At 74.7% G+C, this 22,379-nt stretch carries 20 protein-coding genes; 7 read left to right on the forward strand and 13 right to left on the reverse strand.

The features are described 5' to 3' along the window. Nucleotides 1–102 precede the first annotated feature (102 nt). The 6 genes from ahcY to AC07AL_RS33360 all read right to left on the reverse strand — a co-directional run bounded on the left by ahcY (nt 103) and on the right by AC07AL_RS33360 (nt 6,585). A complete protein-coding gene (ahcY, locus tag AC07AL_RS33335; protein WP_363587584.1) occupies nt 103–1,551 on the reverse strand; it encodes an adenosylhomocysteinase in 1,449 nt (482 codons plus the stop codon). A 352-nt stretch (nt 1,552–1,903) separates the two neighbouring features. After that, complete coding sequence (locus AC07AL_RS33340; protein ID WP_363587586.1) at nt 1,904–2,881, reverse strand: cation diffusion facilitator family transporter; 978 nt, start codon at nt 2,879–2,881, stop codon at nt 1,904–1,906. Between the two features lie 77 nt (nt 2,882–2,958). Then, nucleotides 2,959–4,233, reverse strand: a complete 1,275-nt coding sequence (locus AC07AL_RS33345) for an SIS domain-containing protein (RefSeq protein ID WP_400989622.1) — start codon at nt 4,231–4,233, stop codon at nt 2,959–2,961. A 66-nt stretch (nt 4,234–4,299) separates the two neighbouring features. Continuing rightward, entirely contained in the window at nt 4,300–4,482 is a 183-nt protein-coding gene (locus tag AC07AL_RS33350) for a Trm112 family protein (protein ID WP_280686052.1), read from the reverse strand. Between the two features lie 83 nt (nt 4,483–4,565). Then, entirely contained in the window at nt 4,566–5,951 is a 1,386-nt protein-coding gene (locus AC07AL_RS33355; protein WP_363587590.1) for a phosphomannomutase/phosphoglucomutase, read from the reverse strand. Between the two features lie 190 nt (nt 5,952–6,141). Then, complete coding sequence (locus tag AC07AL_RS33360) at nt 6,142–6,585, reverse strand: DUF3499 domain-containing protein (RefSeq protein WP_079136306.1); 444 nt, start codon at nt 6,583–6,585, stop codon at nt 6,142–6,144. Nucleotides 6,586–6,669: 84 nt separating this feature from the next. Here AC07AL_RS33360 and AC07AL_RS33365 point away from each other — a divergent pair, with 84 nt between their 5' ends. Further along, on the forward strand, nt 6,670–7,122 hold the full coding sequence (locus tag AC07AL_RS33365; RefSeq protein ID WP_079135840.1) for a metallopeptidase family protein: 453 nt from the start codon (nt 6,670–6,672) through the stop codon (nt 7,120–7,122). 53 nt (nt 7,123–7,175) lie between these two features. Here AC07AL_RS33365 and AC07AL_RS33370 read toward each other — a convergent pair whose 3' ends face one another. The 3 genes from AC07AL_RS33370 to AC07AL_RS33380 form a co-directional block, all read right to left on the reverse strand. Beyond that, the gene (locus AC07AL_RS33370) at nt 7,176–8,888 is read right to left on the reverse strand and encodes a DUF5719 family protein (RefSeq protein WP_363633079.1); all 1,713 of its coding nucleotides are present in this window, start codon (nt 8,886–8,888) and stop codon (nt 7,176–7,178) included. 6 nt (nt 8,889–8,894) lie between these two features. Beyond that, complete coding sequence (locus tag AC07AL_RS33375; protein ID WP_363633080.1) at nt 8,895–12,746, reverse strand: glycosyltransferase family 2 protein; 3,852 nt, start codon at nt 12,744–12,746, stop codon at nt 8,895–8,897. A 217-nt stretch (nt 12,747–12,963) separates the two neighbouring features. Next, nucleotides 12,964–13,236 carry a WhiB family transcriptional regulator gene (locus AC07AL_RS33380; protein ID WP_045702141.1) on the reverse strand — a complete coding sequence of 91 codons (273 nt, stop codon included), beginning with the start codon at nt 13,234–13,236 and terminating at the stop codon, nt 12,964–12,966. Between the two features lie 628 nt (nt 13,237–13,864). Between AC07AL_RS33380 and AC07AL_RS33385 the strand changes: the two genes are divergently transcribed. The 3 genes from AC07AL_RS33385 to AC07AL_RS33395 all read left to right on the forward strand — a co-directional run bounded on the left by AC07AL_RS33385 (nt 13,865) and on the right by AC07AL_RS33395 (nt 16,855). Next, entirely contained in the window at nt 13,865–14,482 is a 618-nt protein-coding gene (locus AC07AL_RS33385; protein WP_400989631.1) for a cysteine dioxygenase, read from the forward strand. A 92-nt stretch (nt 14,483–14,574) separates the two neighbouring features. Further along, complete coding sequence (cofD, locus tag AC07AL_RS33390; protein ID WP_363587598.1) at nt 14,575–15,534, forward strand: 2-phospho-L-lactate transferase; 960 nt, start codon at nt 14,575–14,577, stop codon at nt 15,532–15,534. 28 nt (nt 15,535–15,562) lie between these two features. Next, a complete protein-coding gene (locus tag AC07AL_RS33395) occupies nt 15,563–16,855 on the forward strand; it encodes a coenzyme F420-0:L-glutamate ligase (RefSeq protein WP_478319236.1) in 1,293 nt (430 codons plus the stop codon). Nucleotides 16,856–16,859: 4 nt separating this feature from the next. Here AC07AL_RS33395 and AC07AL_RS33400 read toward each other — a convergent pair whose 3' ends face one another. Genes AC07AL_RS33400 through AC07AL_RS33410 form a run of 3 tightly spaced genes read right to left on the reverse strand, consistent with a single transcriptional unit; the run spans nt 16,860 to nt 18,407 of the window. Continuing rightward, the gene (locus tag AC07AL_RS33400) at nt 16,860–17,126 is read right to left on the reverse strand and encodes a type II toxin-antitoxin system RelE family toxin (protein WP_478319237.1); all 267 of its coding nucleotides are present in this window, start codon (nt 17,124–17,126) and stop codon (nt 16,860–16,862) included. Next, on the reverse strand, nt 17,123–17,395 hold the full coding sequence (locus tag AC07AL_RS33405; RefSeq protein ID WP_363587602.1) for a type II toxin-antitoxin system Phd/YefM family antitoxin: 273 nt from the start codon (nt 17,393–17,395) through the stop codon (nt 17,123–17,125). Before AC07AL_RS33405 ends, AC07AL_RS33400 begins: the two co-directional genes overlap by 4 nt. 46 nt (nt 17,396–17,441) lie before the next feature. Beyond that, nucleotides 17,442–18,407, reverse strand: coding sequence for a DNA-3-methyladenine glycosylase family protein (locus AC07AL_RS33410; RefSeq protein WP_063349127.1), 966 nt, complete (start codon nt 18,405–18,407; stop codon nt 17,442–17,444). Nucleotides 18,408–18,413: 6 nt separating this feature from the next. On the opposite strand from AC07AL_RS33410, the gene AC07AL_RS33415 reads away from it, so the two are divergent. Further along, nucleotides 18,414–18,905 carry an SgcJ/EcaC family oxidoreductase gene (locus AC07AL_RS33415; protein WP_363587604.1) on the forward strand — a complete coding sequence of 164 codons (492 nt, stop codon included), beginning with the start codon at nt 18,414–18,416 and terminating at the stop codon, nt 18,903–18,905. Between the two features lie 19 nt (nt 18,906–18,924). Here AC07AL_RS33415 and AC07AL_RS33420 read toward each other — a convergent pair whose 3' ends face one another. Then, nucleotides 18,925–20,037 (reverse strand): N-acetylmuramoyl-L-alanine amidase, encoded by a 1,113-nt coding sequence (locus AC07AL_RS33420; RefSeq protein ID WP_363587606.1) that lies wholly within the window; start codon nt 20,035–20,037, stop codon nt 18,925–18,927. Between the two features lie 104 nt (nt 20,038–20,141). Between AC07AL_RS33420 and AC07AL_RS33425 the strand changes: the two genes are divergently transcribed. Both AC07AL_RS33425 and AC07AL_RS33430 read left to right on the forward strand, forming a co-directional pair. Further along, a complete protein-coding gene (locus tag AC07AL_RS33425; RefSeq protein ID WP_363587608.1) occupies nt 20,142–20,933 on the forward strand; it encodes a TIGR03089 family protein in 792 nt (263 codons plus the stop codon). A 36-nt stretch (nt 20,934–20,969) separates the two neighbouring features. Beyond that, nucleotides 20,970–22,295, forward strand: a complete 1,326-nt coding sequence (locus AC07AL_RS33430; protein WP_363587610.1) for an LCP family protein — start codon at nt 20,970–20,972, stop codon at nt 22,293–22,295. The last annotated feature ends 84 nt before the right edge of the window (nt 22,296–22,379 follow it).

Below are 22,379 nucleotides of genomic sequence, written 5' to 3' on the forward strand. Positions count from 1 at the left end.
CCTCCCCTCTCCTCCCCCCCCCCCCCCCACCCCCCCCCCCCCCCCCCCTCCCCCTCCCCCCCCCCCCCACCCCCCCCCCCCACCGGCGTACGGCTCACCGCATCAGTAGCGGTACTGCTCCGCCTTGTACGGGCCCTCGACCGGGACGCCGATGTAGTCGGCCTGCTCCTGGCTCAGGGTGGTCAGCTTCACGCCGAGCGCGTCGAGGTGCAGCCGGGCGACCTTCTCGTCCAGGTGCTTGGGCAGCACGTAGACGCCGATCGGGTACTGCTCGGTCTTCGTGAACAGCTCGATCTGGGCGATCGTCTGGTTCGCGAAGGAGTTGGACATCACGAACGACGGGTGGCCGGTCGCGTTGCCCAGGTTCAGCAGGCGGCCCTCGGAGAGGACGATGATGGTGCGGCCGTCGGCCTTGCGCCACTCGTGGACCTGCGGCTTGACCTCGGTCTTCACCACGCCGGGCAGCTGCGCCAGGCCGGCCATGTCGATCTCGTTGTCGAAGTGGCCGATGTTGCCGACGATGGCCTGGTGCTTCATCCGGGCCATGTGGGAGGCCATGATGATGTCCTTGTTGCCCGTGGTCGTGATGAAGATGTCGGCCGTCTCGACGACGTCCTCCAGGGTGGCGACCTGGTAGCCGTCCATCGCCGCCTGGAGCGCGCAGATCGGGTCGATCTCGGTGACGATGACGCGGGCGCCCTGGCCGCGCAGCGACTCGGCGCAGCCCTTGCCGACGTCGCCGTAGCCGCAGACGACGGCGACCTTGCCGCCGATCAGGACGTCGGTGGCGCGGTTGATGCCGTCGATGAGCGAGTGGCGGCAGCCGTACTTGTTGTCGAACTTCGACTTGGTGACCGAGTCGTTGACGTTGATCGCCGGGAACAGCAGCTGGCCGTCACGGTGCATCTCGTACAGGCGGTGGACACCGGTGGTGGTCTCCTCGGTCACGCCCTTGATGGTGGCGGCGACCTCGGTCCACTTGTTCGGGGAGTCCTTGAGGGTGCGGTTGAGCAGCTCCAGGATGATCCGGAACTCGTCGTTGTCCGCGGTGGACGGGTCCGGCGCGGCACCGGCCTTCTCGAACTCGACACCCTTGTGGATCAGCAGGGTGGCGTCGCCGCCGTCGTCCAGGATCATGTTCGGGGTCTTGCCCTCGGGCCAGGTCAGGGCCTGCTCGGTGCACCACCAGTACTCGTCCAGGGTCTCGCCCTTCCAGGCGAAGACCGGCACGCCCTGCGGGTTCTCCGGGGTGCCCTCCGGGCCGACCGCGATGGCGGCGGCCGCGTGGTCCTGGGTGGAGAAGATGTTGCAGGAGCACCAGCGGACCTCGGCGCCCAGGGCGGTCAGGGTCTCGATGAGGACGGCGGTCTGCACGGTCATGTGCAGCGAGCCGGTGATGCGGGCGCCGGTCAGCGGCTTCGACTCGGCGTACTCGGCTCGGATCGACATCAGGCCGGGCATCTCGTGCTCGGCCAGCTGGATCTCCTTGCGGCCGAACGGCGCCAGGGAAAGGTCGGCGACCTTGAAGTCACCGGTGGTGTCGGTCGACATGCGTCTGCTCCTCGCTGATGGGGTGGGCGTGGCCAAGGTCCTGTGTGTGCGGTCGCAGCGGGGGCGGGGCCGTACGGGTGCACGGCTACGCCGGGGCGGCCGGATCCGTGGTGGCGGACCGGTTCCCTGCTGCGCAGCACAAACCGTCGGAGGACCTCTCTCCCTCGACCGGGGCACACCCCACAGGGGCGGACCGCCGATCAACCGCCATCAGCAGCGACGTTCTGGCTCTGGTGACGAATCTACACCGGCGGCCCCACCGGCCGTCCGCCGATGAGCGATTTCGGCCTCGGACCGGACGGGTCCTCAAGCGGATCCCAGCCGGCCCCGGCCGGCGGCGGACCGGCGCCGGTCAGTGCGAGGCGCCGGGCCCGGGCCCGCCGGGGGTGGCCGCCGGGTCCTCGCCCGCGGCGGCCTTCTCGGCGCTGTAGACGTCGGGCTCCAGGTAGATCGCCCGCGCGATCGGGACGGCGGCCCGGACCCGCTCCTCCGCCGCGTCGATCGCCCGCGCGACGCGGGCCGCGCTGTCCTCCGCGTTGACGGCGATCTTGGCGGCGACCAGCAGTTCCTCCGGCCCCAGGTGCAGGGTGCGCATGTGGATCACGCCGGTGACGGCCTCGCCGTCCACCAGCGCCTCGCGGATCCGGCGCACCGAATCCCGGTCGGCGGACTCTCCGAGCAGCAGCGACTTGGTCTCCAGGGCGAGCACCACCGCGATCAGCACCAGCAGGACGCCGATGCCCAGGGTGCCGACGCCGTCCCAGACGCCGTCGCCGGTGATCACGGTGAGCGAGACGCCGAGCAGCGCGAGCACCAGGCCGATCAGCGCGCCGGCGTCCTCCAGCAGCACCACCGGCAGCTCCGGGGCCTTGGCGGTGCGGATGAACTGCACCCAGCCCTGGCCGCCCTTGGCCTTCGCCGACTCGCGCATCGCGGTGAGGAAGGACCAGCCCTCCATCGCCACGGCGAAGATCAGCACGCCGACCGCCCAGCCCCAGGAGTCCAGCTTCTCCGGGTGGTTGACCTTGTGCCAGCCCTCGTAGATCGCGAACAGGCCGCCGACGCTGAAGAGGACGATCGCCACCAGGAAGCCATAGATGTAACGCTCGCGGCCGTACCCGAACGGGTGCTCCTCGTCCGCCGCCCGGCGCGCCCGCTTGCCGCCGATCAGCAGCAGCACCTGGTTGCCCGAGTCGGCGACCGAGTGCACGCCCTCGGCCAGCATCGACGACGAGCCGGTGAAGCCGAAGGCGGTGAACTTGGCCGCCGCGATCGCCAGGTTCGCGGACAGTGCCGCGACCAGTGCCTTGGTGCCGCCTTCTGTACTCATGCTCCGGGTCCCTCCGCCGCAATGGCTGGTCGCGCTGCTCCGTCGAGCGCTTACCGTACCGGCCGTGCGACGCCGGCTCAGGACTGCGCGGCGGCGAGCCCGAGGTAGACGGCGGCGAAGTCGGTCAGCGCGACCAGGTCGGCGAGCGCGTGCAGCGGGTCCGGCCGGGTGGTCGCGTACTCGGTCAGCCGGACGTCGTGGGCGCCGGCCAGCCGGTGCGCGCGGGTGACGCCGAAGCTGCGCGGGCCCGCGTCGTCCTCCGGCACCTCGGCCGGCCCGTCCGCCTCGTCGGCCGCGCCGCCGGGCTGGGCCCCGGGCCGACCGCCGGGCGCCCCCGGGACGTGCCGCAGCAGCAGGACCTGGAGGTGCAGCGGATCCGGCTCGTCGACCCGGTCGCGGAAGAAGTCGTCCGGGTCCGCGCCCGCGCCCAACTGGCCGGTGAACATGCCGCGGTGGGCGGTGAGCACCTGCGGCAGCGGCCCGGCCAGCGCCGGGCGGCCGGCCCGTTCGGCGAGCTGGGCGGCGAAGCGGGTGGCGACGGCCCCGGCGATCGGGCCCTCGGCCCACAGCAGCGGGACCGTCCCGGCCAGCCGGGCGGCCAGGCCCTTGGCCGGGTTGGTGTACGCGGCGGCGTCGGGGCGGCAGCGGACGGCGGTCGCGTCCAGCAGGTCGGCGACGGCCGGCAGCGCGTCGTACGGCAGCTGGGTGATGCCGATCTTCTGGGCGAGCGCGAGCAGCGGGGTGAGGTGGGACCACAGCGCGGCCGGGTCCTCGGCGGGGAGGTCCGGCTCGGCGGCCGGGCGGGCGGGCGCCTCGTCCTCGGGCAGCGCGGAGGCCACGTACGGCAGCGGCAGCGCGCGCACCTGCAACGCGGCCTCGGCCAGCGGGCTGCCCACCGGGGCGGTGACCGCGATCGCGCAGCCGCGCGCGTAGGCCTGCTCGGCGAGGCTGACCAGGCCCGGTTCGCCGCCGTCGGCGGAGCTGACCACCAGGAGGTCCAGCGGGCCGGCCCAGCCGGGCAGTTGCCAGCCGAGCCCGGCGGTGAAGGCCGGCGGTGCGCCGGCCCGGTCGGCGCGCGGGGCGGCCGCCTCGGTCGGCGGCAGCGTGGTGATCAGGCCGGCGCTGCCGGCCAGCGCGGTCAGGATCTCGCCCGCCGTCAGGGCGCTGCCGTGGCCCGCGACCAGGACGGCGCGCGGGCGGCCGTCCGGGCGCAGCCGGTCCAGGCCGGCCGCGTCGGCCAGCCGCAGCGCGGTGCGGACCCGCGCACCGGCGCCGGCCAGGGCCAGCAGGGCGCGGTCGCGGTCGGCGCGCTGCAGGGCGGCCGGGTCGTCGAGCAGGGTGTCGTCGAGCATGCGGCGGGCCTCCGGCTGCTGTCCTGTGCGCGCTGGGCTGACGGGGTGGGGGCTTCGCCCCAAGGATCAGGCCGGGCGGCGGGCCTCGTCCACCAGCAGGACCGGAATGCCGTCCCGCACCGGGTACGCGAGGCCGCAGTCCGCGCCGGTGCAGACCAGCTCGGGCTGCTCCTCGGTGCCGCCCTCGGTGAGCGCGGCCCGGCACTGCGGGCAGACCAGGATCTCCAGCAGGAAGGATTCGAGCTTCATGGGGCTCTCCAAAAGTCGGGGGGTGGCACGGCGGTGCCCCGGCCGATAGGCAACCCTACCGGCCGGGGCACAGGAGGCCTCGGTCAGGCGCGGACGATGGCGAGCACGCCGTCGCGCAGCTCGGCCATCTTCGCCGGGTCCTTGGCCTCGGCGTTCAGGCGCAGCAGCGGCTCGGTGTTGGAGGCGCGCAGGTTGAACCACCAGTCCGGGCCGGCCACGGTGAGGCCGTCCAGCTCGTCGACGGTGGTGCCCTCCAGGCCGGCGTAGGCGGCGCGGACGGCGGCGGTGCTGGCGGCCTGGTCGGCGACGGTGCTGTTGATCTCGCCGGAGGCGGCGTAGCGGTCGTACTCGGCGGTGAGCGCGGACAGCGTGCCGGGCTGCCCGCCGAGCGCGGCCAGCACGTGCAGCGCGGCCAGCATGCCGGTGTCGGCGCGCCAGAAGTCGCGGAAGTAGTAGTGCGCGGAGTGCTCGCCGCCGAAGACGGCGTCGGTGACGGCCATCTCCTGCTTGATGAAGGAGTGGCCGACCCGGGTGCGCACCGGGTTGGCGCCGAGCTCGCGGACCACCTCGGGGACGGTCCAGGAGGTGATCAGGTTGTGGATGACGGTCGGCTCGGCCTCGCCGGCGGCCTGGGCGCGGGCGATCTCGCGGGCGGCGACCAGGGCGGTGATGGCGGACGGGGAGACCGGCTCGCCGCGCTCGTCGACGACGAAGCAGCGGTCGGCGTCGCCGTCGAAGGCCAGACCGAGGTCGGCGCCGACCTCACGGACCCTGGCCTGGAGGTCGACGATGTTCTTCGGGTCGAGCGGGTTGGCCTCGTGGTTGGGGAAGGTCCCGTCCAGCTCGAAGTACATCGGGACGAGCTCGATCGGCAGGCCGTCGAAGACGGTCGGCACGGTGTGGCCGCCCATGCCGTTGCCCGCGTCCACGACGACCTTGAGCGGACGGATCGCGGTGAGGTCGACCAGGCCCAGCAGGTGGTCGGCGTAGCCGCGCAGGGTGTCCTGCTCGGACAGCGCGCCCGGCTTGACGTCCTTGGCCGGGACGGTGACGGTGTCGTCCTCACCCGTCCAGGACTCGACCAGCTCGCGGATCTCGGCGAGGCCGGTGTCCTGGCCGACCGGGGCGGCGCCGGCCCGGCACAGCTTGATGCCGTTGTACTGGGCCGGGTTGTGGCTGGCGGTGAACATCGCGCCGGGCAGGTCGAGCTTGCCGCTGGCGTAGTAGAGCTGGTCGGTCGAGCAGAGGCCGATCTGGACGACGTCAGCGCCGTAGGCGGCGGCGCCCTCGGCGAACGCCCGGGTGAGCGACGGGGAGGAGGGGCGCATGTCGTGGCCGACGACGATCGCGGACGCGCCGGTGACCTGCACGAACGCGGCGCCGAAGGCCCGGGACAGGTGCTCGTCCCACTGGTCCGGGACGACGCCTCGGACGTCGTAGGCCTTCACGAGCTGCTTGAGGTCGCGCACTGCGGCTCCACCCTGGTCTCTGTACTGGTCGGTGTGCGTGTGATCGGCGGCTGGCCGCCCACGGTCACGATACGTCGGGGTCACCGCCCGTTCGGTCGACGGTCCGCGGTGACGGTAGACGGGCAGCGTACCCAAGTCGGACGAACGCCCGGTGCGGGCCCGGGCGGGGTACGGCGTCGGCTGTGCGGCGTCAGTTGTCCGGCGAGCGCAGGACGCGCAGGTGGCCGCGGCGGCCGCCCTCGGTGGACTCGCCCTCGGACCCGCGGCCCTGACGGGGGGTCTGCGGCCGGGCGGCCTCGCGGACGGCGTTGGCGAGGGCCTCCAGGTCGTCGCTGCTGCGGCGCAGCGGCCCGGCCTCGGCGGCCAGCCGGACGACCTCCCAGCCGCGCGGGGCGGTGAGGCGCTCGGCGTGCTCTGCGCACAGGTCGTAGCAGTGCGGCTCGGCGTAGGTGGCGAGCGGGCCCAGGACGGCGGTGGAGTCCGCGTAGACGTACGTCAGCGTCGCGACGGCCGGCCGGCCGCACGCGGTCCGCGAACAACGACGTACAGAGCTCACGAGGGTGGACGGTACCGCACTCCTCGCCGGGGAGCGAAGACCGCCTGTCCGGCGGGTGTGCCGTGTCGCGGTCCGCACGCCGGTCCGCGCCCCGCCGCCCCGGGCGTTTCCCCGTCGGAGTAGTCCACTTCCGACCGTCCAAGGACTACCCTCGGCAGTGATATGGACAGCTCTGCACCGCAGTCATCGACGGGACCCTCGCGCCGTCCCCGGCATCGCGACCGGCACGGCAGGGGGCTGCGCGGCCCGCTGGCGCCGCCCCAGGTGCCGATCTCGCTCACCCGCTCCGAACTGTTCGACGACTACGTGCGCGAATCGGTGGAGCGTCTTGAACGGCGCTGGCCGCAGTTGATCGAAGTGGAGTTCGCCGTCCAGGAGGTGCCGCTGCACGAGCCCGACGCGGCCGACGGCGAGGACGGCGTGCCGCTGGGGCGGGTGTTGCCGGGCAAGCAGGGGCGCAAGAGCCAGATCGTGGTGTACCGGCGGCCGGTGGAGATCCGGGCGAAGACCCGGGAGGACCGCGCGGCGCTGGTGCACGAGATCCTGATCGAGCAGGTGGCGGAGCTGCTGGGGCTGTCCCCGGACGCCATCGACCCGCGCTACGACGAGGACTGAGCACGCGGACGGGGCGGTACCCGGGCCTGCCGGGTACCGCCCCGTCCGACCGGTCAGCGCAGGACGACGCCCGGATCCTGCCCGGCCCGCGGGACCCTGACGGTGCTGTGGTCGTCGCGCAGCGACTGGATGGTGAACATCGGCACGTCCTTGGCGGGCAGCGAGAGCATCCGGGCGGCCATCACCGGGCCGCCGGAGACGGTCTCGACGGTGAGCGCGAAGCTGCCGTTCAGCCCGCCGGGCTCGGGCGCCGGGAGGGCGACCGTGCCGCCGGCCGGCAGCTGGACGTCCTTGCTCACCGGGGTGCCGCCGCCGCTGCCGGCCGAGGCGGTGACCCGGACGGTGGCGGCGTCGCCGGCGGAGGTCAGGAACAGCGTGGACGCGCCGGCCCGGTTGTCGGCGACCGTGGCGCGGGCGCCGACCGGGCCGGTGCCGGTGAGCCAGGCGGCGTCGCTCTTGCCGCCGCCCCCGGCCCGGTCGACCCGCAGGCCGGCCACGACCGGGGTCGGGTGCTTGTCGTCGGTGGGCGACAGCCGCAGCCCGGCGACCTCGTCGCGGGTGACCTTGCCGAGGTCGACGGCGGCCACCATGCCCGCCTTGATGTGGATGGACTCGTTGCCGGCCGGGGTGAACCAGCCGTTCTTGCCGGACAGCTGGATCTTCAGGTCGGCGTCGTCCTCCGGCGGCGCCCAGACCACCAGGTGGGCGGCGGAGGTGTCGGCGGGCAGGCCGGGCAGCACCTGGGTGGCCGCCGGCTCGGCCGAGGCCGGGATCCAGTCGGCGCCCCTGCCGCCGTCGGCGGCGTGCAGCGCGGCGCCGACCCGTCCGCTGCGGGCGACCACGTGCACGGCGAGGTCGTTGACCGCGCCCTTGCTGATCGTCGGCAGCAGCACGGACTGGGAGCTGCCGGGGGCGACGGTGATGCCGTTGGCGGCGTCGTTCTCGATCAGGCCCTTGTCGCCGTACAGCTTGATGTCGACCACGGCGGCGGAGGACTCGGTGTTCACCAGGCTGACGTAGTCGACCCGGTCGCCGGCCGTGCTGGCCCCGGCGAACCAGAAGCTGGTCCCCGCGGGGGTGCAGGTGAGGCCGGACAGGCCGAGGCCGCGCTGCTCGGTGACCACGGTGGTCTGGGTGACGGTGAAGCCGGGGGCGAGGGCGCCGGTGGCGACGGCCCCGGTGCCGGGCGCGGTGTCGCCGTTGGCGGCCGGGCCGGTGGCCGGGGTGCCGGGCTTGGCCAGGGTCAGCCGGGCGTCGGCGGGCGCGGCGCCCTTGTCCGGGGCGGCCGGGGCGGCCGAGCCGGACGGCGCGGCGGGGGCGCCGGCCGCCGGGGCGGAGGGCGCGGTGGTCGGCGGGGTCGCGGGCGCGGCGGCGTCGGAGAGCCAGCCGGCCCCGCCGGTGGCGCCGCCCGTCCCGGGCGGGGTGTAGGCGGTGAGCGTGGTCGAGCCGGTCAGGCCCTGGAGCGGCTGCGGGCAGACCGCCGCCGTCCGCTCGACCTGCGCGGTGGTCGGGGCGACGCCACCGTCCGCCTTGGCGGGGGCGGCCGGCGGGCGCGTCTCGGCGATCCCGAACACCGCCGCGAGCACGACGGCCGCGGCCAGCAGGGACTGCGTGGTCCTGGTGCCCCCGGACCGCCCGGCCGGCCGGGCGGAGGCCGCGGGCTCCGGCGCCTGGGCCGGGGCGTGCCCGGACTGCCCGGCCTCGGCGGCCTCCGTCGGCTCGACGGCCTCGGGCGCGGACTTCTTCCTGAATGCGGGCTTCTTCATCGCGGGTCAGCTCCCCGATCCGTGCTGGTGCGGGTACCGGCCCGTGCCGTTGGGGTCGTTCGGGTCGTTGGGGTCGTAGTAGGGCTCGGCCTGCGGCTGCCCCGGCACCCACGGCTGCTGGTGCTCCGTCTGCTGGTAGGGCTGCTGCTCGTAGCCGTACTGCTGCTCCTGCGGGTACGGCTGCTGCTCGTAGCCCTGCTGCGGGTACGCCTGCGGCTGGTAGCCCTCGTAGCCCTGGCCGTCGTACCCCTGGCCGCCGTACGGCGCGGCCACCGGCTGCTGGGCCGCGTACTGGTCGTAGCTGTACGGGTCGGCCTGCTGGTACGTCTGGTACGGGTCGGTGTACGGCTCGGTCTCCTGGACGGCCGCGGCCGCCTGGACCGCTTCGGCCACCGGCTCGCCGGCGGGCTGCGCCGGGATCGCGCCCGGCGGGCCCTCGTACACCCCGCCGTCCTCGCCGCCCTCGCCGCGCTCGGCCATCCGGCGGGCCCGGCGGCTGCCGGGGGCGGGCGCCTGCGCCTGGGCCGCGGCGGCCAGCGCGGCGGCGGCCACCACCTCCTCGGGCAGGTCGTCGTCCTTGTGGCTGCGGCGTCCGGGCAGGGCCAGCACGAGGATGGTCAGGCCGAGCAGCACCTGGGCCCAGATCCAGCCGGTGTGCGCGAAGCCGTCCTCCCGGGTGACGGACAGCTTGCCGCCGCCGGCCGGGAGCTTGAAGCCCTGCGCCCAGCCGTCGACCGTGACGGACTCCAGCGCGGTGCCGCCCACGGTGGCCTTCCACTCGGGGGCGGCGGACTCGGCGAGCCGCAGCACCCGGCCGTCCGGGCCGGCCGGGACGGTGGCGGTGAGGTCGCGGGCCCCGGCCGGGACGACCACCGGGGCGGCGCCCGGGGCGGTGATCACCGCGCGGACGGCGGGGGCGCCGGTGACCTGCCAGAGCGCGGAGTCGCCGTCCTGGTTGGCCTTGACCAGGCCGGGGGTGGTGTCCAGGACGTCCTTGTAGGTGGCGATCACCGACTTCTGGACCAGCACGTAGGCGATGCCGTAGCCGGAGAGCGCACCGGCCTGGTCGGCGCCGGAACCGGCCAGCAGGCTGCCGACCATCTTGTTCAGGCCGTCCTGGGTGCCGGTCGCCGGGTCGACGGTGGACTCGGCCTGGCCGAGCGTCAGGCCCGCGCCGCGGACCACGGTGTAGCGGACCGCGCCGCCGCCCGGGTCGCCGGTGACGACCAGGGTGCGGGACCGGTCGGTGGTGCCGGCCTCCTCCGCGATGAACGCGGGCACCTGGCCGGCCTGGGCCCGGTGCAGCGGCTTGCCGGCGCCGGTGAGCGCCCACCACAGGCCGGTGCCCAGCGGGGCCAGCACCGCGGCGGCCACCACCAGCGCGGCCACCGGCTGGCGCCAGCCGAAGGCGATCCCGGCCACGCGGGCGTTGGCGCCGTCGGCACCGATCGCGGCGGCCGCCAGCAGGGCGATCCCGGCGATCAGCGAGGCCGGGCCGGCCCAGGCGGGCACCGCCGGGCCGCCGGAGGCCGGGGTGACGGAGGTGCCCGCCACCGCGACCGCGAAGACCAGGCCCGCACCGGCCGCGCCCCAGGCGGCCAGCACCGCGCGGCGGCGGTCGGCGCGCAGCAGTGCGGCGAGCGCGGCGAGCACCACGCCGGCCGACAGCCAGACCGGCGGCACCCCGGCGCCGCCGGGGTTGACCAGCAGCAGGCCGGCCGCGCTCGCACCGGTGCCGTGCAGGCCGGGCAGGCCGGCCTCCAGCAGCAGCCACTGCGGGTGCGTCAGCACCGTCAGCGACCACGGCGCCAGCACCAGGACGGGCAGCGCGAGGATCACCAGGACGCGCAGGCCGAGCAGGCGCAGCGCGGCGCCGCCCGAGCCGAAGGCGCCGCCGCGGACCACCGCGACGACCAGCGTCGCCAGGCACAGCGGCAGCGCGAGCGCCCAGGTCAACGGCACGAAGGAGGTGGCCAGGGTGAGCAGCAGGACGGTCATCCAGACCGGCCGCCACCCCGGGCGGGCGCCCTTAGCGGCGCTCTCGTCGCGGATGCCGAGACCGGCCGCGATCGCGGCGGCGCGGGCCAGCGGCGGCAGCAGCACGGCGAGGACGGCGGTGCCGATCCGGCCCTGGGCGAGCGCGCCGGTCGCGGCGGGCAGCAGCGCGTAGGCGGCGCTGGCCCAGGCCCGGACCAGCTTGGAGTCCAGCAGCGGCCGGGACACCAGGTAGGCGCTGACCGCCGACAGCGGCACGGTGAGCACGACCAGCAGGGTGAGCGCGAGGTCGGCGTGGTCGAACAGCACCCAGGACAGCACCGCGAGCACGCCGAGGTACGGCGGCGCGGCGGCGGTGGAGCCGGTGCCGATCGGATGCCAGGCGTCCGCGTACATCGACCAGAGGCCGCCGGCGCCGTCGGTGGCCGGCAGCAGGGCGCCGCCGAACAGCTCGCCGCTGCCGAACAGGCCTCGGCAGGCGATCAGGGCGAACACCAGCAGGGCCGCGAACAGCACCGGCGCCGGACGCCGGGCCAGCTTCTTGATCAGCGTGAACTGCTCGACGACCAGGTCCTCGTCGTCCTCGCCGCCCGGCCCGGCCTCGACCGAGCCGTGCCGGCCGGTGTCGTCCTCTCCCCCTATGCCGAGGGAGCCGATCACGCCCTCGACGGCGAGCCGGGCGGTGGCGCCGGGCGGCGGGAAGAGCGTGCGGTCGTCCAGGGCGTCGGCGGCCCGGGTGCGGGCGCGCTGCTTGCGCGCGGCCAGCAGCCGGGGGAAGCGGACGAGTTCGTGGCCGAGGCCGGTGAGCTCGTCGAAGGCCTGGCGCGGGTCCTTGCCGAGCAGGTTGGTGGCGGCCCGCAGCAGGGTGCCGAGCACCAGCCGCAGCAGGACGTAGGGGAAGAGCGCGCCCTTGCAGTTGGCGAGCAGGGTGTAGACGGCGCCGGCCTTGTCCACCCGGTGCGGGTGGGCGGGGCCGCAGTCGATGGCGCGGCGCTCGCGGCTGGCCGCCTCGGCGTGCCGCAGCACGGCGTCGGGGGCGATCACCACGCGGTGGCCGGCGGCGTTGACCCGCCAGCAGAAGTCGGCGTCGTCGCGCATCAGCGGCAGCGCCTTGTCGAAGCCGCCGAGTTCCTCGAAGACGTCGCGGCGCACCAGCATGCCGGCGCTGGAGACGGCGAGCACCGGGCGGACCTGGTCGTGCTGGCCCTGGTCCTGCTCGCGGCGGTCGAGGCCGGTCCAGCGGCGGCCGGAGCGGGCGATGGTGACGCCGACCTCCAGCAGCTGGCGGCGGTCGTACCAGCTGCGCAGCTTGGGGCCGACCACGGCGGCGCTGGGGGTGGAGTCGGCGACCTGGAGCAGCCGGCGCAGCGCGTCGGTCTGCGGCTCGCAGTCGTCGTGCAGCAGCCAGAGCCATTCGACGGGCTGGGTCTCGCGCGGGCCGCCGCGGCCGAGGTCGTCCTCCTGGGCGAGCGGGTCGCCGAAGTCGTCCCAGCCGCCGGTGACCGGGTCGTAGCCGGAGGGGTCGAGCCGGTACGGCAGGTCCTCCGGGCGCAGCGGCGGGCTGCCGAAGACGGCTTCGGCGACGGCGGTGCCGAAGCCGGCCCGGCGGCCGAGGAGCAGCGGGCCGCTCTCGGGCAGCCAGTCCGCGAGGGTGTCCGCCAGCAGTTGCGGAGAGTTGTCGGTGGAACCGGTGTCGACCGCGAGCACCCGCTGGACCTGGCGGTCCTGGCCGAGCAGGCCGGCGAGGGCCTGCGGCAGCCAGCGGGCCCCGTCGTGCGAGACGATCACCGCGGTGACCAGGTGGCGCGGGTAGGCGGGCGGCCTGGCAGCGGTGAAGCCGCTCTGGTGGCTGTAGACGGTCATCGAGTGCGCGGGCCTCAGTTCTCGGTGGACACAGCCGGTGAACGGCAACCGGATGGCGCACCACACTAACGGCTCCGGATGGCGGCTTCGTCCGCGGTGCCGGTGCGGGACCGGTGAAGAGCCGGCAGGGAACACGAAAGCGCCCCACCGCCGCGGTGAGGCGCCCGTACTGCCGTGTGGTTGTCGAAGGGTCAGCGGGGGTCGGCGGCCGCCCCGGTCAGACCGCGCTCTTCTTGAGCCGGCGGCGCTCGCGCTCGGAGAGGCCGCCCCAGATGCCGAACCGCTCGTCATTGGCGAGGGCGTACTCCAGGCATTCCGAACGGACCTCGCAGGCGAGGCAGACCTTCTTGGCCTCGCGCGTGGAGCCGCCCTTCTCGGGGAAGAAGGACTCGGGGTCGGTCTGGGCGCACAACGCGCGCTCCTGCCAACCGAGTTCCTCTTCCTCCTCCGTGATGCCGTCACCGATCAACAGCTCAAAGAGCTCGCTCATGTGGCGCGCCTCCTCTGCCCCTACTTGGCGTCCCCGTGGTTGCCGTTGCCTCGTGCGGCCGACGACACGAGTGAAATTACAGTTGCGTCACTCTGGCTCAGTCAAGCCGAGCTCTGGTATTGGGGCGAGGATTCACTCCCCGGCACCAAGCCGTTACGAATAGTGTACATATTCGGACACATTGGACCTTCGATCCGAAAGCCCCGAACGGCGTCGAACCAGCCACAACCATTCGGCGAGTGACGCTCGGTCACCATCACAGGCCGGTCATCGCCCTGCCTTCCCGGCGATCTTCCCATCGAAACATAGAGCGTGATTTATCACCCCATCCGGGCAACTTCTTGGCGTAACCCCCTCGAATGCCGCATCCCTGTGTTTGACACCGGCCCCACGGATGCGGTCTCCTTTCCCCTATGTCAGAGTTCGCCAGCCCCCGGAGCGGTTCCACGCTCCGCCGTGCCGTGAGCTCTTGTTGTCGCCTCTGTTCCTGCTGTATCTAGGCGCCCGCGTCCCACCGCGCGCCGCCCCCAGGAAGCACAGAGGCCGCCCGCGATTCCCGTCCCAGGACATCCCGGATCCGGCTGATCCCCGACGAACAGCCGCCACTCCGAGGACGACTCCCGTGCGTATGACCCGTATCCGCAAGCGGAACCGCGACCGCAGCAAAATCGCCCGCCGAAGCCCCGCGCCCACCGCCCCCACCGCGCCCGCCCGGGGCTGGACCGACGGTCTCAGCGACGTCTCCATCGCCGGCGACCCGCTCGCCTTCCCGCACCTGGCCCGCACCGACCTGCCCCGCCACCCCACCACCGTGGCCGGCCACGCCCGGCTGATCCGCGAGATCGCCGCCGACCGCGCCCGCTGGGAACCCCTGGTCCGCTACGACGCGCTCACCCGCTGGTACGCCCGGCTGGAGACCGGCCCCGGCTACGAGGTCTGGCTGCTCAGCTGGCTGCCCGGCCAGAGCAGCGGCTTCCACGACCACGGCGAGTCCTCCGGCGTGATGACCGTCGTCCAGGGCGAGCTGATCGAACGCTCGCTCACCCGCGCCGGCGAGGGAGCCCGCACCCTGCGCCCCGGCGGGCAGCGGGTCTTCTCCTCCGGCTACCTCCACGAGGTGGTCAACGGCACGCTCGAACCCGCCGTCTCCATCCACCTCTACACCCCGGGCCTCACCGAGATGAACCAGTACGGCGGCACCGCCGTCCCCGAGCAGCACCCGCAGGCCCAGGCCGAGGCGCACTGAGCACCCGCCCACGTCGGCCCGGCCGTCGCACCCGCCGACGGCCGGGCCGGCGACCGGGCTGACGGGCAGTCGGACCGTGGCAGGATGAACCCATGCGCATCGTGGCACTGGCAGGCGGAATCGGCGGAGCGCGCTTCCTGCGCGGACTCCTCGCGGCGGTCGGACCGCAGGACGAGATCACCGTCATCGGCAACACCGGCGACGACATCCACCTCTACGGCCTCAAGGTCTGTCCCGACCTCGACACCGTGATGTACACCCTCGGCGGCGGCATCCACGAGGAGCAGGGCTGGGGCCGTACCGACGAGACCTGGTCGATCAAGGCCGAGATGAAGGAGTACGGCGTCGGCCCCGAGTGGTTCGGGCTCGGCGACCGCGACTTCGCCACCCACCTCGTCCGCAGCCAGATGCTCACCGCCGGCTACAGCCTCAGCCAGGTCACCGAGGCGTTGTGCGTGCGCTGGAAGCCCGGCGTACGGCTGCTGCCGATGAGCGACGACCGGGTCGAGACCCACGTGCGGATCACCGACGAGCAGGGCACCCGGGCGATCCACTTCCAGGAGTACTGGGTCAGGCTGCACGCCGCCGTCGACGCCGAGGCGATCATCCCGGTCGGCGCCGACACCGCGAAGCCCGCGCCCGGCGTCCTGGAGGCCCTCGCCGCCGCCGACGTCATCCTCTTCCCGCCGTCCAACCCGGTCGTCTCCATCGGCACCATCCTCGCCGTCCCCGGCATCCGGGAGGCCGTCGCCGCCGCCCCCGCCCCCGTCGTCGGGCTCTCCCCGATCATCGGCGGCGCCCCGGTGCGCGGCATGGCCGACAAGGTGCTCGCCGCCGTCGGCGTCGAGGCCACCGCGGAGGCGGTCGCGCTGAACTACGGCGCCGCACTCATCGACGGCTGGCTCGTCGACACCGCCGACCAGGCCTCGGTCGCCGCCGTCGAAGCCGCCGGGATCGCCTGCCGGGCCGTCCCGCTGCTGATGACCGACGTCGAGGCCACCGCCGAGATGGCCCGGGCCGCCCTCGCCCTCGCCGAGCAGGTGCGCAAGTGAGCGGGCGCGGGCGCAGCGGGGCGGGCGCATGAGCCTGCGGATCCTGCCGGTCGAGGGGCTGCCGGAGATCGACGCCGGGACCGACCTCGCCGCGCTGCTCGCCAAGGCCGGCGAGTACCAGGACGGCGACATCCTGATCGTCACCTCGAAGATCGTCAGCAAGGCCGAGGGCCGGCTGCTGCACGCCGCCGACCGCGAGGCCGCGATCGAGGCCGAGACCGTCCGGGTGGTCGCCCGGCGCGGCCACGCCCGGATCGTCGAGAACCGCAACGGCTTCGTCATGGCCGCCGCCGGCGTCGACGCCTCCAACACCGCCCCCGGCACCGTCCTGCTGCTGCCCGAGGACCCGGACGCCTCCGCCCGCGCCCTGCGCGGGCGGCTCCAGCAGCTCACCGGCCGCCGGCTCGCCGTCGTCGTCACCGACACCTTCGGCCGGCCCTGGCGCAACGGGCTCACCGACGTCGCCATCGGCGCCGCCGGGCTGTCCGTGCTGGAGGACCACCGCGGGCGCACCGACAGCCACGGCAACGAGCTGGCGCTCACCGTCACCGCCACCGCCGACGAACTCGCCGCCGCCGCCGACCTGGTGAAGGGCAAGACCAGCGGCGTGCCGGTCGCCGTCGTCCGCGGGCTCGGCCACCTCGTCACCGCCGAGGACGGCGACGGCACCCGGCCGCTGGTCCGCCCCGCCGTCGACGACATGTTCCGGCTCGGCACCTCCGAGGCGCTGCGCCGGGCCGTCACCCTGCGGCGCACCGTCCGCTCCTTCACCGACGCCCCGGTCGACCCCGGCGCCGTGCGCCGCGCCGTCGCCGCCGCCGTCACCGCGCCCGCCCCGCACCACACCACGCCGTGGCGGTTCGTCCTGCTGGAGACGGCGCGGGCCCGCACCCGGCTGCTCGACGCGATGCTCGCCGCCTGGCAGCGCGACCTGCGCGAACTCGACGGCTGGGACGACGCCCGGATCGCCCGCCGCACCGCCCGCGGCGACGTCCTGCGCGACGCGCCCTACCTGGTGGTGCCCTGCCTCGTCATGGACGGCTCGCACCACTACCCCGACCAGCGGCGCGCCGCCGCCGAACGGGAGATGTTCACCGTCGCCGCCGGCGCCGCCGTGCAGAACCTCCTGGTCGCCCTCACCGGCGAGGGCTACGGCTCCGCCTGGGTGTCGTCCACCATGTTCTGCCGCGACACCGTCCGCGCGGCCCTCGACCTCCCGGACGGCTGGGACCCGATGGGCGCCATCGCCGTCGGCCGCCCCGCCGAACCCCCGCGCGAACGCCCGGAACGCGACGCCGACGCCTTCGTCGAGGTGCGGTAGCGGTTCAGAGACCGCGATGGATCTCGCGGCGATTTCCAACGGCCACCACGAGGATCACCAACACGCCGTCGTGGATCTCGTAGGCCACGCGGTGGACGCCGACGCGGAGACGGTAGAGGCCGACGTGACCCGCCAGCATCTTGGCATGGCCATCGACGTACGGGTCCTCGCCGAGAACGGTGAGTGCGGTGAGGATCCGCATCGCGTCGACCTGGCTGATGTCACGCAGCTGGCGCCTGGCATGCGCGGTGAAGCGGAACGCGTACTTCACGCAGCGCTCCCGGACGGGTCCCTGGGCGAGTCGAACAGGTCGGCCAGGAGCTCGGCCATGGTCACGGTGGGATCGTTCCGGTGCTGCTCGGCCTCACGGGCGAGCAGTTCGTCGGCGGCATCCTCGATGGCGTCGAGGATCTCGATCGGCACGACCGCTCCGACCCGCTCGCCCTTCCGAGTGATCACCGTGATCTCGCCGGCCTCGGCCTGGTTGACCACCTCGGCGATGTTCGCACGCAGTTCCCGGATGCTCAGTGCGTCAGTCACGCGTCGAGCGTACACACCGGCGTGTACACCGCACAGCGCTTCCGGCTCATCGCCGCCGGTGGTCGTTGGGGGTGAGGCGGGGGCCGTAGCGGGGGGCGTGGGGGGTGGTGGCCAGCAGGAGGCGGCAGAGGCGGTGGCGGTGCGGGCGGTAGGGCTCCAGCAGGGCGAGCATCTGGGCGTCGTCGCTGCGGGGGCGGCCGGCCAGGGCCCAGCCGACCAGGTTGGGCAGGTGGAAGTCGCCGACCGAGACCGCGTCCGGATCGCCGTTGCTGCGTTGCAGGGTCTCGGCGGCCGTCCAGGGGCCGATCCCCGGGACGGCGGTGAGCCGGGCGAAGGCCTCGGCGTGGTCCATCGCGGCGGCCTCCTCCAGCCGGGGCGCCAGCCGGACGGCGCGCATGACCGTCGCCGAGCGCTTCGGGTCCACCCCCGCGCGGTGCCACTCCCAGCTCGGCACCAGCGCCCACTCCCGGGCCGACGGCGCCACCCGCATGCCCTCGGCCGGGCCCGGCGCCGCGGTGCCGAAGTCCCGTAGCAGGGTGCGCCAGGCGCGGTAGGCCTCGTCGGTGGTCACCTTCTGTTCCAGGATCGCCGGGACGAGGGACTCCAGGACCAGCCCGGTGCGGGTGAGGCGGACCGCGGCGGTGCGGCGCTGGGCGTCCCGCAGCGGGCCGGGCGGCAGCACCAGGGCCTCCGGGTCGTCCTGCGCGCCCAGCAGCACCGGCAGCCGCTCCAACAGCCACGGCGCACCCGGGCCCCAGGCGGTCGCCTCCACCTCGCCGGCGGCCGGGCGCGCCAGCACCCGCAGCGTGCCGATCCCGGCCGGGGTCCGGGACGCCCGCCAGAGCGCGCCGTCGCCGGTGGTGCGGTACGCCGGGTCGGCGGGGCCCCGGCGCAGCGGCAGCAGCGTCCGGGCGACGTCCAGCGGGAAACCCGGCCGCCAGCGCCGTACCGACTCGCCCGTCACCGCCGCGCACCTCCTCCGCTGTCCGGCTCCACCGCCTTCGTCGACCATGGGGATATGAACGATACGCGGCTGCCGGAGCTGTCCTCCGGGGACGAGAGCGCGGTGCGGGCGCTGTACCACCGGGCGCTGGACGGGTGGAACCAGCGGGACGGTTCGGCCTTCGCCGGGCCGTTCGCCGAGGACGGGGAGGTGATCGGCTTCGACGGCACCCGGCACTGCGGGCGGTCGGTGATCGCCGCCGAACTGGGGCGGCTCTTCGCGGACCACGCGACGCCGGAGTACGTGGCCAGGGTGCGCCGGGTCCGCGCGCTGGGGCCCGGGGTGGCGCAGCTGGACGCCGTCGCGGGGCTGGTGCCGGACGCCGCGGAGGACCTGGACCCGGCGCTCAACGCGGTGCAGACGGTGATCGCGGTGAACGCCGGGGCGGGCTGGCGGATCGGACTGCTGCAGAACACGCCGGCGCGCTACGACCTCCGGCCGGACCTGGCGGCGGCGTTGACGGCGGAGCTGCGGGGGCTGGTCGGGCGGGGGCCCGGGCCGGCGTAGGGCGGTGCGGTGCGGCGCGTCAGGGGGCCTGGAGGTGGGCCGCGGCCGTGCGGAGGGCGGGGAGCCGGGCGTAGAGGGCGTTGCCGGGGCATTCGGTGTTGAAGGCGTCGCGGTGGCCGGAGACGGCGTCGAAGTCGACGACGGTGCCCTTGGGGTAGCGGCTGGCGTCGGAGGCGGAGGTGAGCTTGGTGCGGCCGTCGGCGGGGTGGCCGGCGAGGCCGAGCTTCCAGCCTGCGATGGCGGCCAGGCCGTCCAGGAGGGGCTGGGGCGGGGCGTCGCCGACGTAGGTGCCGATGGCGGCGACGCCGGCCGAGTCGGTGTTGAAGCCGAGGGTGTGGGCGCCGTGGACGGGCAGGTCGACGCCGCCGGCCCGGCCCTCGTAGACGGTGCCGCAACGGTCGACCAGGAAGTTGTAGCCGATGTCCCGCCAGCCGCTGCTCTGAACGTGGTACTGGTAGATCGACCTGATCACCCGGGGGGCGTCGGAGCAGGCGTAGTCGGTGGCGGTGGCGGTGTGGTGGATGAACACCTCGTGGACCGGGCCGGTGTACTCGAAGGTCCGGTCGCGCAGGGACTCGTCCGCGCCCCAGCCGGCCCGGGCGACGATGGCGGGGCGCGGGGCCTGGCGGCCGTCGGCGGGGCGGCGGGGCAGGACCCGGGCGGCGGGCGAGGGCGCGCCCTGACCGGGGTCGACCAGGTCGAGCCGCAGGCCGGGCGGGGGCCCGGCGGGGCCGGGACGCACCTCGACGGCGACGCCGTCGCTGCGGCCCGTCCACAGGGGCGCGGTGGCGCCGCGCGGGGCGCGGTCGGGGCCGTCCTCGGTGTCGGCCTCCAGGTCGTGCCAGTCGCCCCAGCGGCCGGTGGCCGCGTCCCGGGTGCGGACCCGGACGGCGCCGCCGGCCAGCGCGTCCGCCGGGCCGTCCCAGCCGACGCCGAGGAGTTCGAACGGCCGGGTGGTGCGCGGGGCCAGGGCGGGGCCGGGGCCGAGCGGCAGCGAGGTGACCGACCCGCCGCCGGCGGAGCCGCGGCGCCGGGCGCCGTCGGGGTCGGCCGGGCCGGCGGTGGCGGCGGGCTGGAGGAGCAGGGCGACGGTGCAGCCGGCGAGCACGGCGGCCGGGAGGGAAAGGCGCATAAACCGGATGGTGGCGGCAAATCGGGCCGCTCGCCACGTCGCCTCGCGCCCGGTCCGCCACCCCTCCCGACGGCCCACTCGAAGGCCGTAGGCTGGGGCGCACCATGACTGCGCATTTCGCTGCCGATGCCCGCACCCCCGTCGAACTGCTGCACGCATATCTGCGAGGCGGCACGCCCACGGTCGATCCCGCGGCCCCGCTGGTCACCTTCTACGACGACGCCACCGGCGAACGGGTGGAGCTGTCCGCCCGGACCTTCGACAACTGGGTGGCCAAGACGGCCAACCTCCTCCAGGACGAGTTGAACGCCGGCCCGGGCGACCGGGCCGTACTGCTGCTCCCCGCCCACTGGCAGAGCGCCGTCTGGCTGCTGGCCTGCTGGTCGGTCGGGGTGACGGCGGTGCCCGGCGGCGACCCGGCCGACGCCGACCTGGTGGTCAGCGGTCCGGACGGACTGGCGGCCGCCCAGGCCTGCGAGGGCGAGCGGGTGGCCCTGGCCCTGCGCCCGCTCGGCGGACGCTTCCCGCAGCGCCCCGACGGCTTCCTCGACTACGCCGCCGAGGTGCCCGGCCAGGGCGACCGCTTCGCGCCGTACTCGCCCGTCGCCCCGGACGGCCACGCGCTGGAGACCGCCGTGGACGGGCTGCCGCTGAAGCTGACCGGCGAGCAGACCGTCGCGCTGGCCCGGGAGGGGGCCGCCCGGCTCGGGCTCAAGCCCGGCGACCGGGTGCTGTCCACCCTCTCGTTCGACGACTGGACCGGTCTGGAGGCCGGTCTGCTGGCGCCGCTGGCGGCCGGCGCCTCGGTGGTGCTGTGCCGCAACTCGCAGGGGCTCGAACCCGAGCAGTGGGAGAAGCGGACCGAATCCGAACGGGTGACACTGCGCCTCGGGTAACCCCCGGGTCGGACCGGGCGGGTAGGGATCCCTGCCATGGCCGAGGACGACACCGCGCACCTCCCGACCGACCCGCCCCCGACGGATGCGCACCCTTCCGAACCCGAACGCCCGCGTCGGCGCCGGCGGTGGCTGATGATCACCGCCGGCGTCGTCGCGTTCCTGCTGGTCGCCACCGGGGCACTGCTCTGGATCGCCTACCGCAAGCTGGACGGCAACATCCGCACCGACTCGGCCACCGACCGGTTGCTCGCCCGACTGGAGGCCGAGCGGCCGAGCCGGACCGCCGGGGCCAAGGGCTCCGAGAACATCCTGCTGATCGGCAGCGACGACCGCTCCGGCACCAACTCCTCGTACGGCGGCGAGCCGGGCACCCAGCGCTCGGACACCACGATCCTGCTGCACCTGGCCGCCGACCGGAAGCACGCGACGGCGGTCTCCCTCCCGCGCGACGTCATGGTCACCGTCCCCGTCTGCGAGAAGCCGGACGGCACCCGCAGCAAGGCCGGGCTGATGCAGTTCAACTGGGCGTTCGAGATGGGCGGCGCGGCCTGCTCGATCCGCACCGTCGAGCAGCTCAGCGGCATCCGGATCGACCACTACGTGATCCTCGACTTCAACGGCTTCAAGACGATGGTGAACGCGATCGGCGGGGTCGAGGTGTGCGTCCCGCAGGCGATCCACGACAAGGACGCCAGACTCGACCTGCCCGCCGGGCGGCAGACCCTGCACGGCGAGCAGGCACTCGGCTACGTCCGGGCCCGGGAGAGCCTGGGCGACGGCAGCGACACCCAGCGGATGGGCCGTCAGCAGCAGTTCCTGGCCGCGCTGATCCGCAAGGTGCAGTCGCAGGGCGTGCTGCTGAACCCGGCGCGGCTGTGGCCGGTGCTGGACGCGGCCACCTCCTCGGTCAAGGCGGACGGGGGGCTGTCCTCGCTCGGGGCGCTGTACGACCTCACCCAGGACCTGCGGGACATCCCCTCGGCGGACGTGGTGCTCCTGACCGCGCCGCGCCGCCCGTACCGGTACGACTCGGACCGGGACGAGTTCGTGCAGCCGCAGACCACCCAGCTGTTCACCGCGCTGCGGGACGACCGGTCGGTCGCCGTCCGGCCGCCCGGTTCGGCGCCGTCGCCGAGCGCCTTCGCCGGGGCAGGCGTCGGGGCCGGGGCGGGCGTCGGGGCCGGGGCGGGTGCGAGCCCGAGCCCGGTGGCGACGGGTGCAGGTGCGGGCGCGGGGTCGGACGGGGCGGCCGGGGCCGTGGGGGCTGCGGGGGCACCGGCGAAGGCGTCACCTTCGGCGGACGCCTCGCCCACCTTCGAGGGACGCACGGCCGACGTGGACGCCTGCGCGCAGCACTGACCGCGGCTGCGCCGCAGGTCGGCACGGGTTTTCCGGAAATCCCGCACACCCAGGGAACTTTACCCGGCCATTACCTGAACATGG

Source organism: Kitasatospora sp. NPDC043949 (assembly GCF_056435365.1).

Excerpts from the sequence above, each read along its gene's own strand:
- ahcY (WP_363587584.1), bottom strand. The coding sequence starts at position 1,551 with ATGTCGACCGACACCACCGGTGACTTCAAGGTCGCCGACCTTTCCCTG.
- AC07AL_RS33340 (WP_363587586.1), bottom strand. The coding sequence starts at position 2,881 with ATGAGTACAGAAGGCGGCACCAAGGCACTGGTCGCGGCACTGTCCGCG.
- AC07AL_RS33345 (WP_400989622.1), bottom strand. The coding sequence starts at position 4,233 with ATGCTCGACGACACCCTGCTCGACGACCCGGCCGCCCTGCAGCGCGCC.
- AC07AL_RS33350 (WP_280686052.1), bottom strand. The coding sequence starts at position 4,482 with ATGAAGCTCGAATCCTTCCTGCTGGAGATCCTGGTCTGCCCGCAGTGC.
- AC07AL_RS33365 (WP_079135840.1), top strand. The coding sequence starts at position 6,670 with ATGGACAGCTCTGCACCGCAGTCATCGACGGGACCCTCGCGCCGTCCC.
- AC07AL_RS33370 (WP_363633079.1), bottom strand. The coding sequence starts at position 8,888 with ATGAAGAAGCCCGCATTCAGGAAGAAGTCCGCGCCCGAGGCCGTCGAG.
- AC07AL_RS33375 (WP_363633080.1), bottom strand. The coding sequence starts at position 12,746 with ATGACCGTCTACAGCCACCAGAGCGGCTTCACCGCTGCCAGGCCGCCC.
- AC07AL_RS33380 (WP_045702141.1), bottom strand. The coding sequence starts at position 13,236 with ATGAGCGAGCTCTTTGAGCTGTTGATCGGTGACGGCATCACGGAGGAG.
- AC07AL_RS33385 (WP_400989631.1), top strand. The coding sequence starts at position 13,865 with ATGACCCGTATCCGCAAGCGGAACCGCGACCGCAGCAAAATCGCCCGC.
- cofD (WP_363587598.1), top strand. The coding sequence starts at position 14,575 with ATGCGCATCGTGGCACTGGCAGGCGGAATCGGCGGAGCGCGCTTCCTG.
- AC07AL_RS33395 (WP_478319236.1), top strand. The coding sequence starts at position 15,563 with ATGAGCCTGCGGATCCTGCCGGTCGAGGGGCTGCCGGAGATCGACGCC.
- AC07AL_RS33410 (WP_063349127.1), bottom strand. The coding sequence starts at position 18,407 with ATGGTCGACGAAGGCGGTGGAGCCGGACAGCGGAGGAGGTGCGCGGCG.
- AC07AL_RS33415 (WP_363587604.1), top strand. The coding sequence starts at position 18,414 with ATGAACGATACGCGGCTGCCGGAGCTGTCCTCCGGGGACGAGAGCGCG.
- AC07AL_RS33420 (WP_363587606.1), bottom strand. The coding sequence starts at position 20,037 with ATGCGCCTTTCCCTCCCGGCCGCCGTGCTCGCCGGCTGCACCGTCGCC.
- AC07AL_RS33425 (WP_363587608.1), top strand. The coding sequence starts at position 20,142 with ATGACTGCGCATTTCGCTGCCGATGCCCGCACCCCCGTCGAACTGCTG.
- AC07AL_RS33430 (WP_363587610.1), top strand. The coding sequence starts at position 20,970 with ATGGCCGAGGACGACACCGCGCACCTCCCGACCGACCCGCCCCCGACG.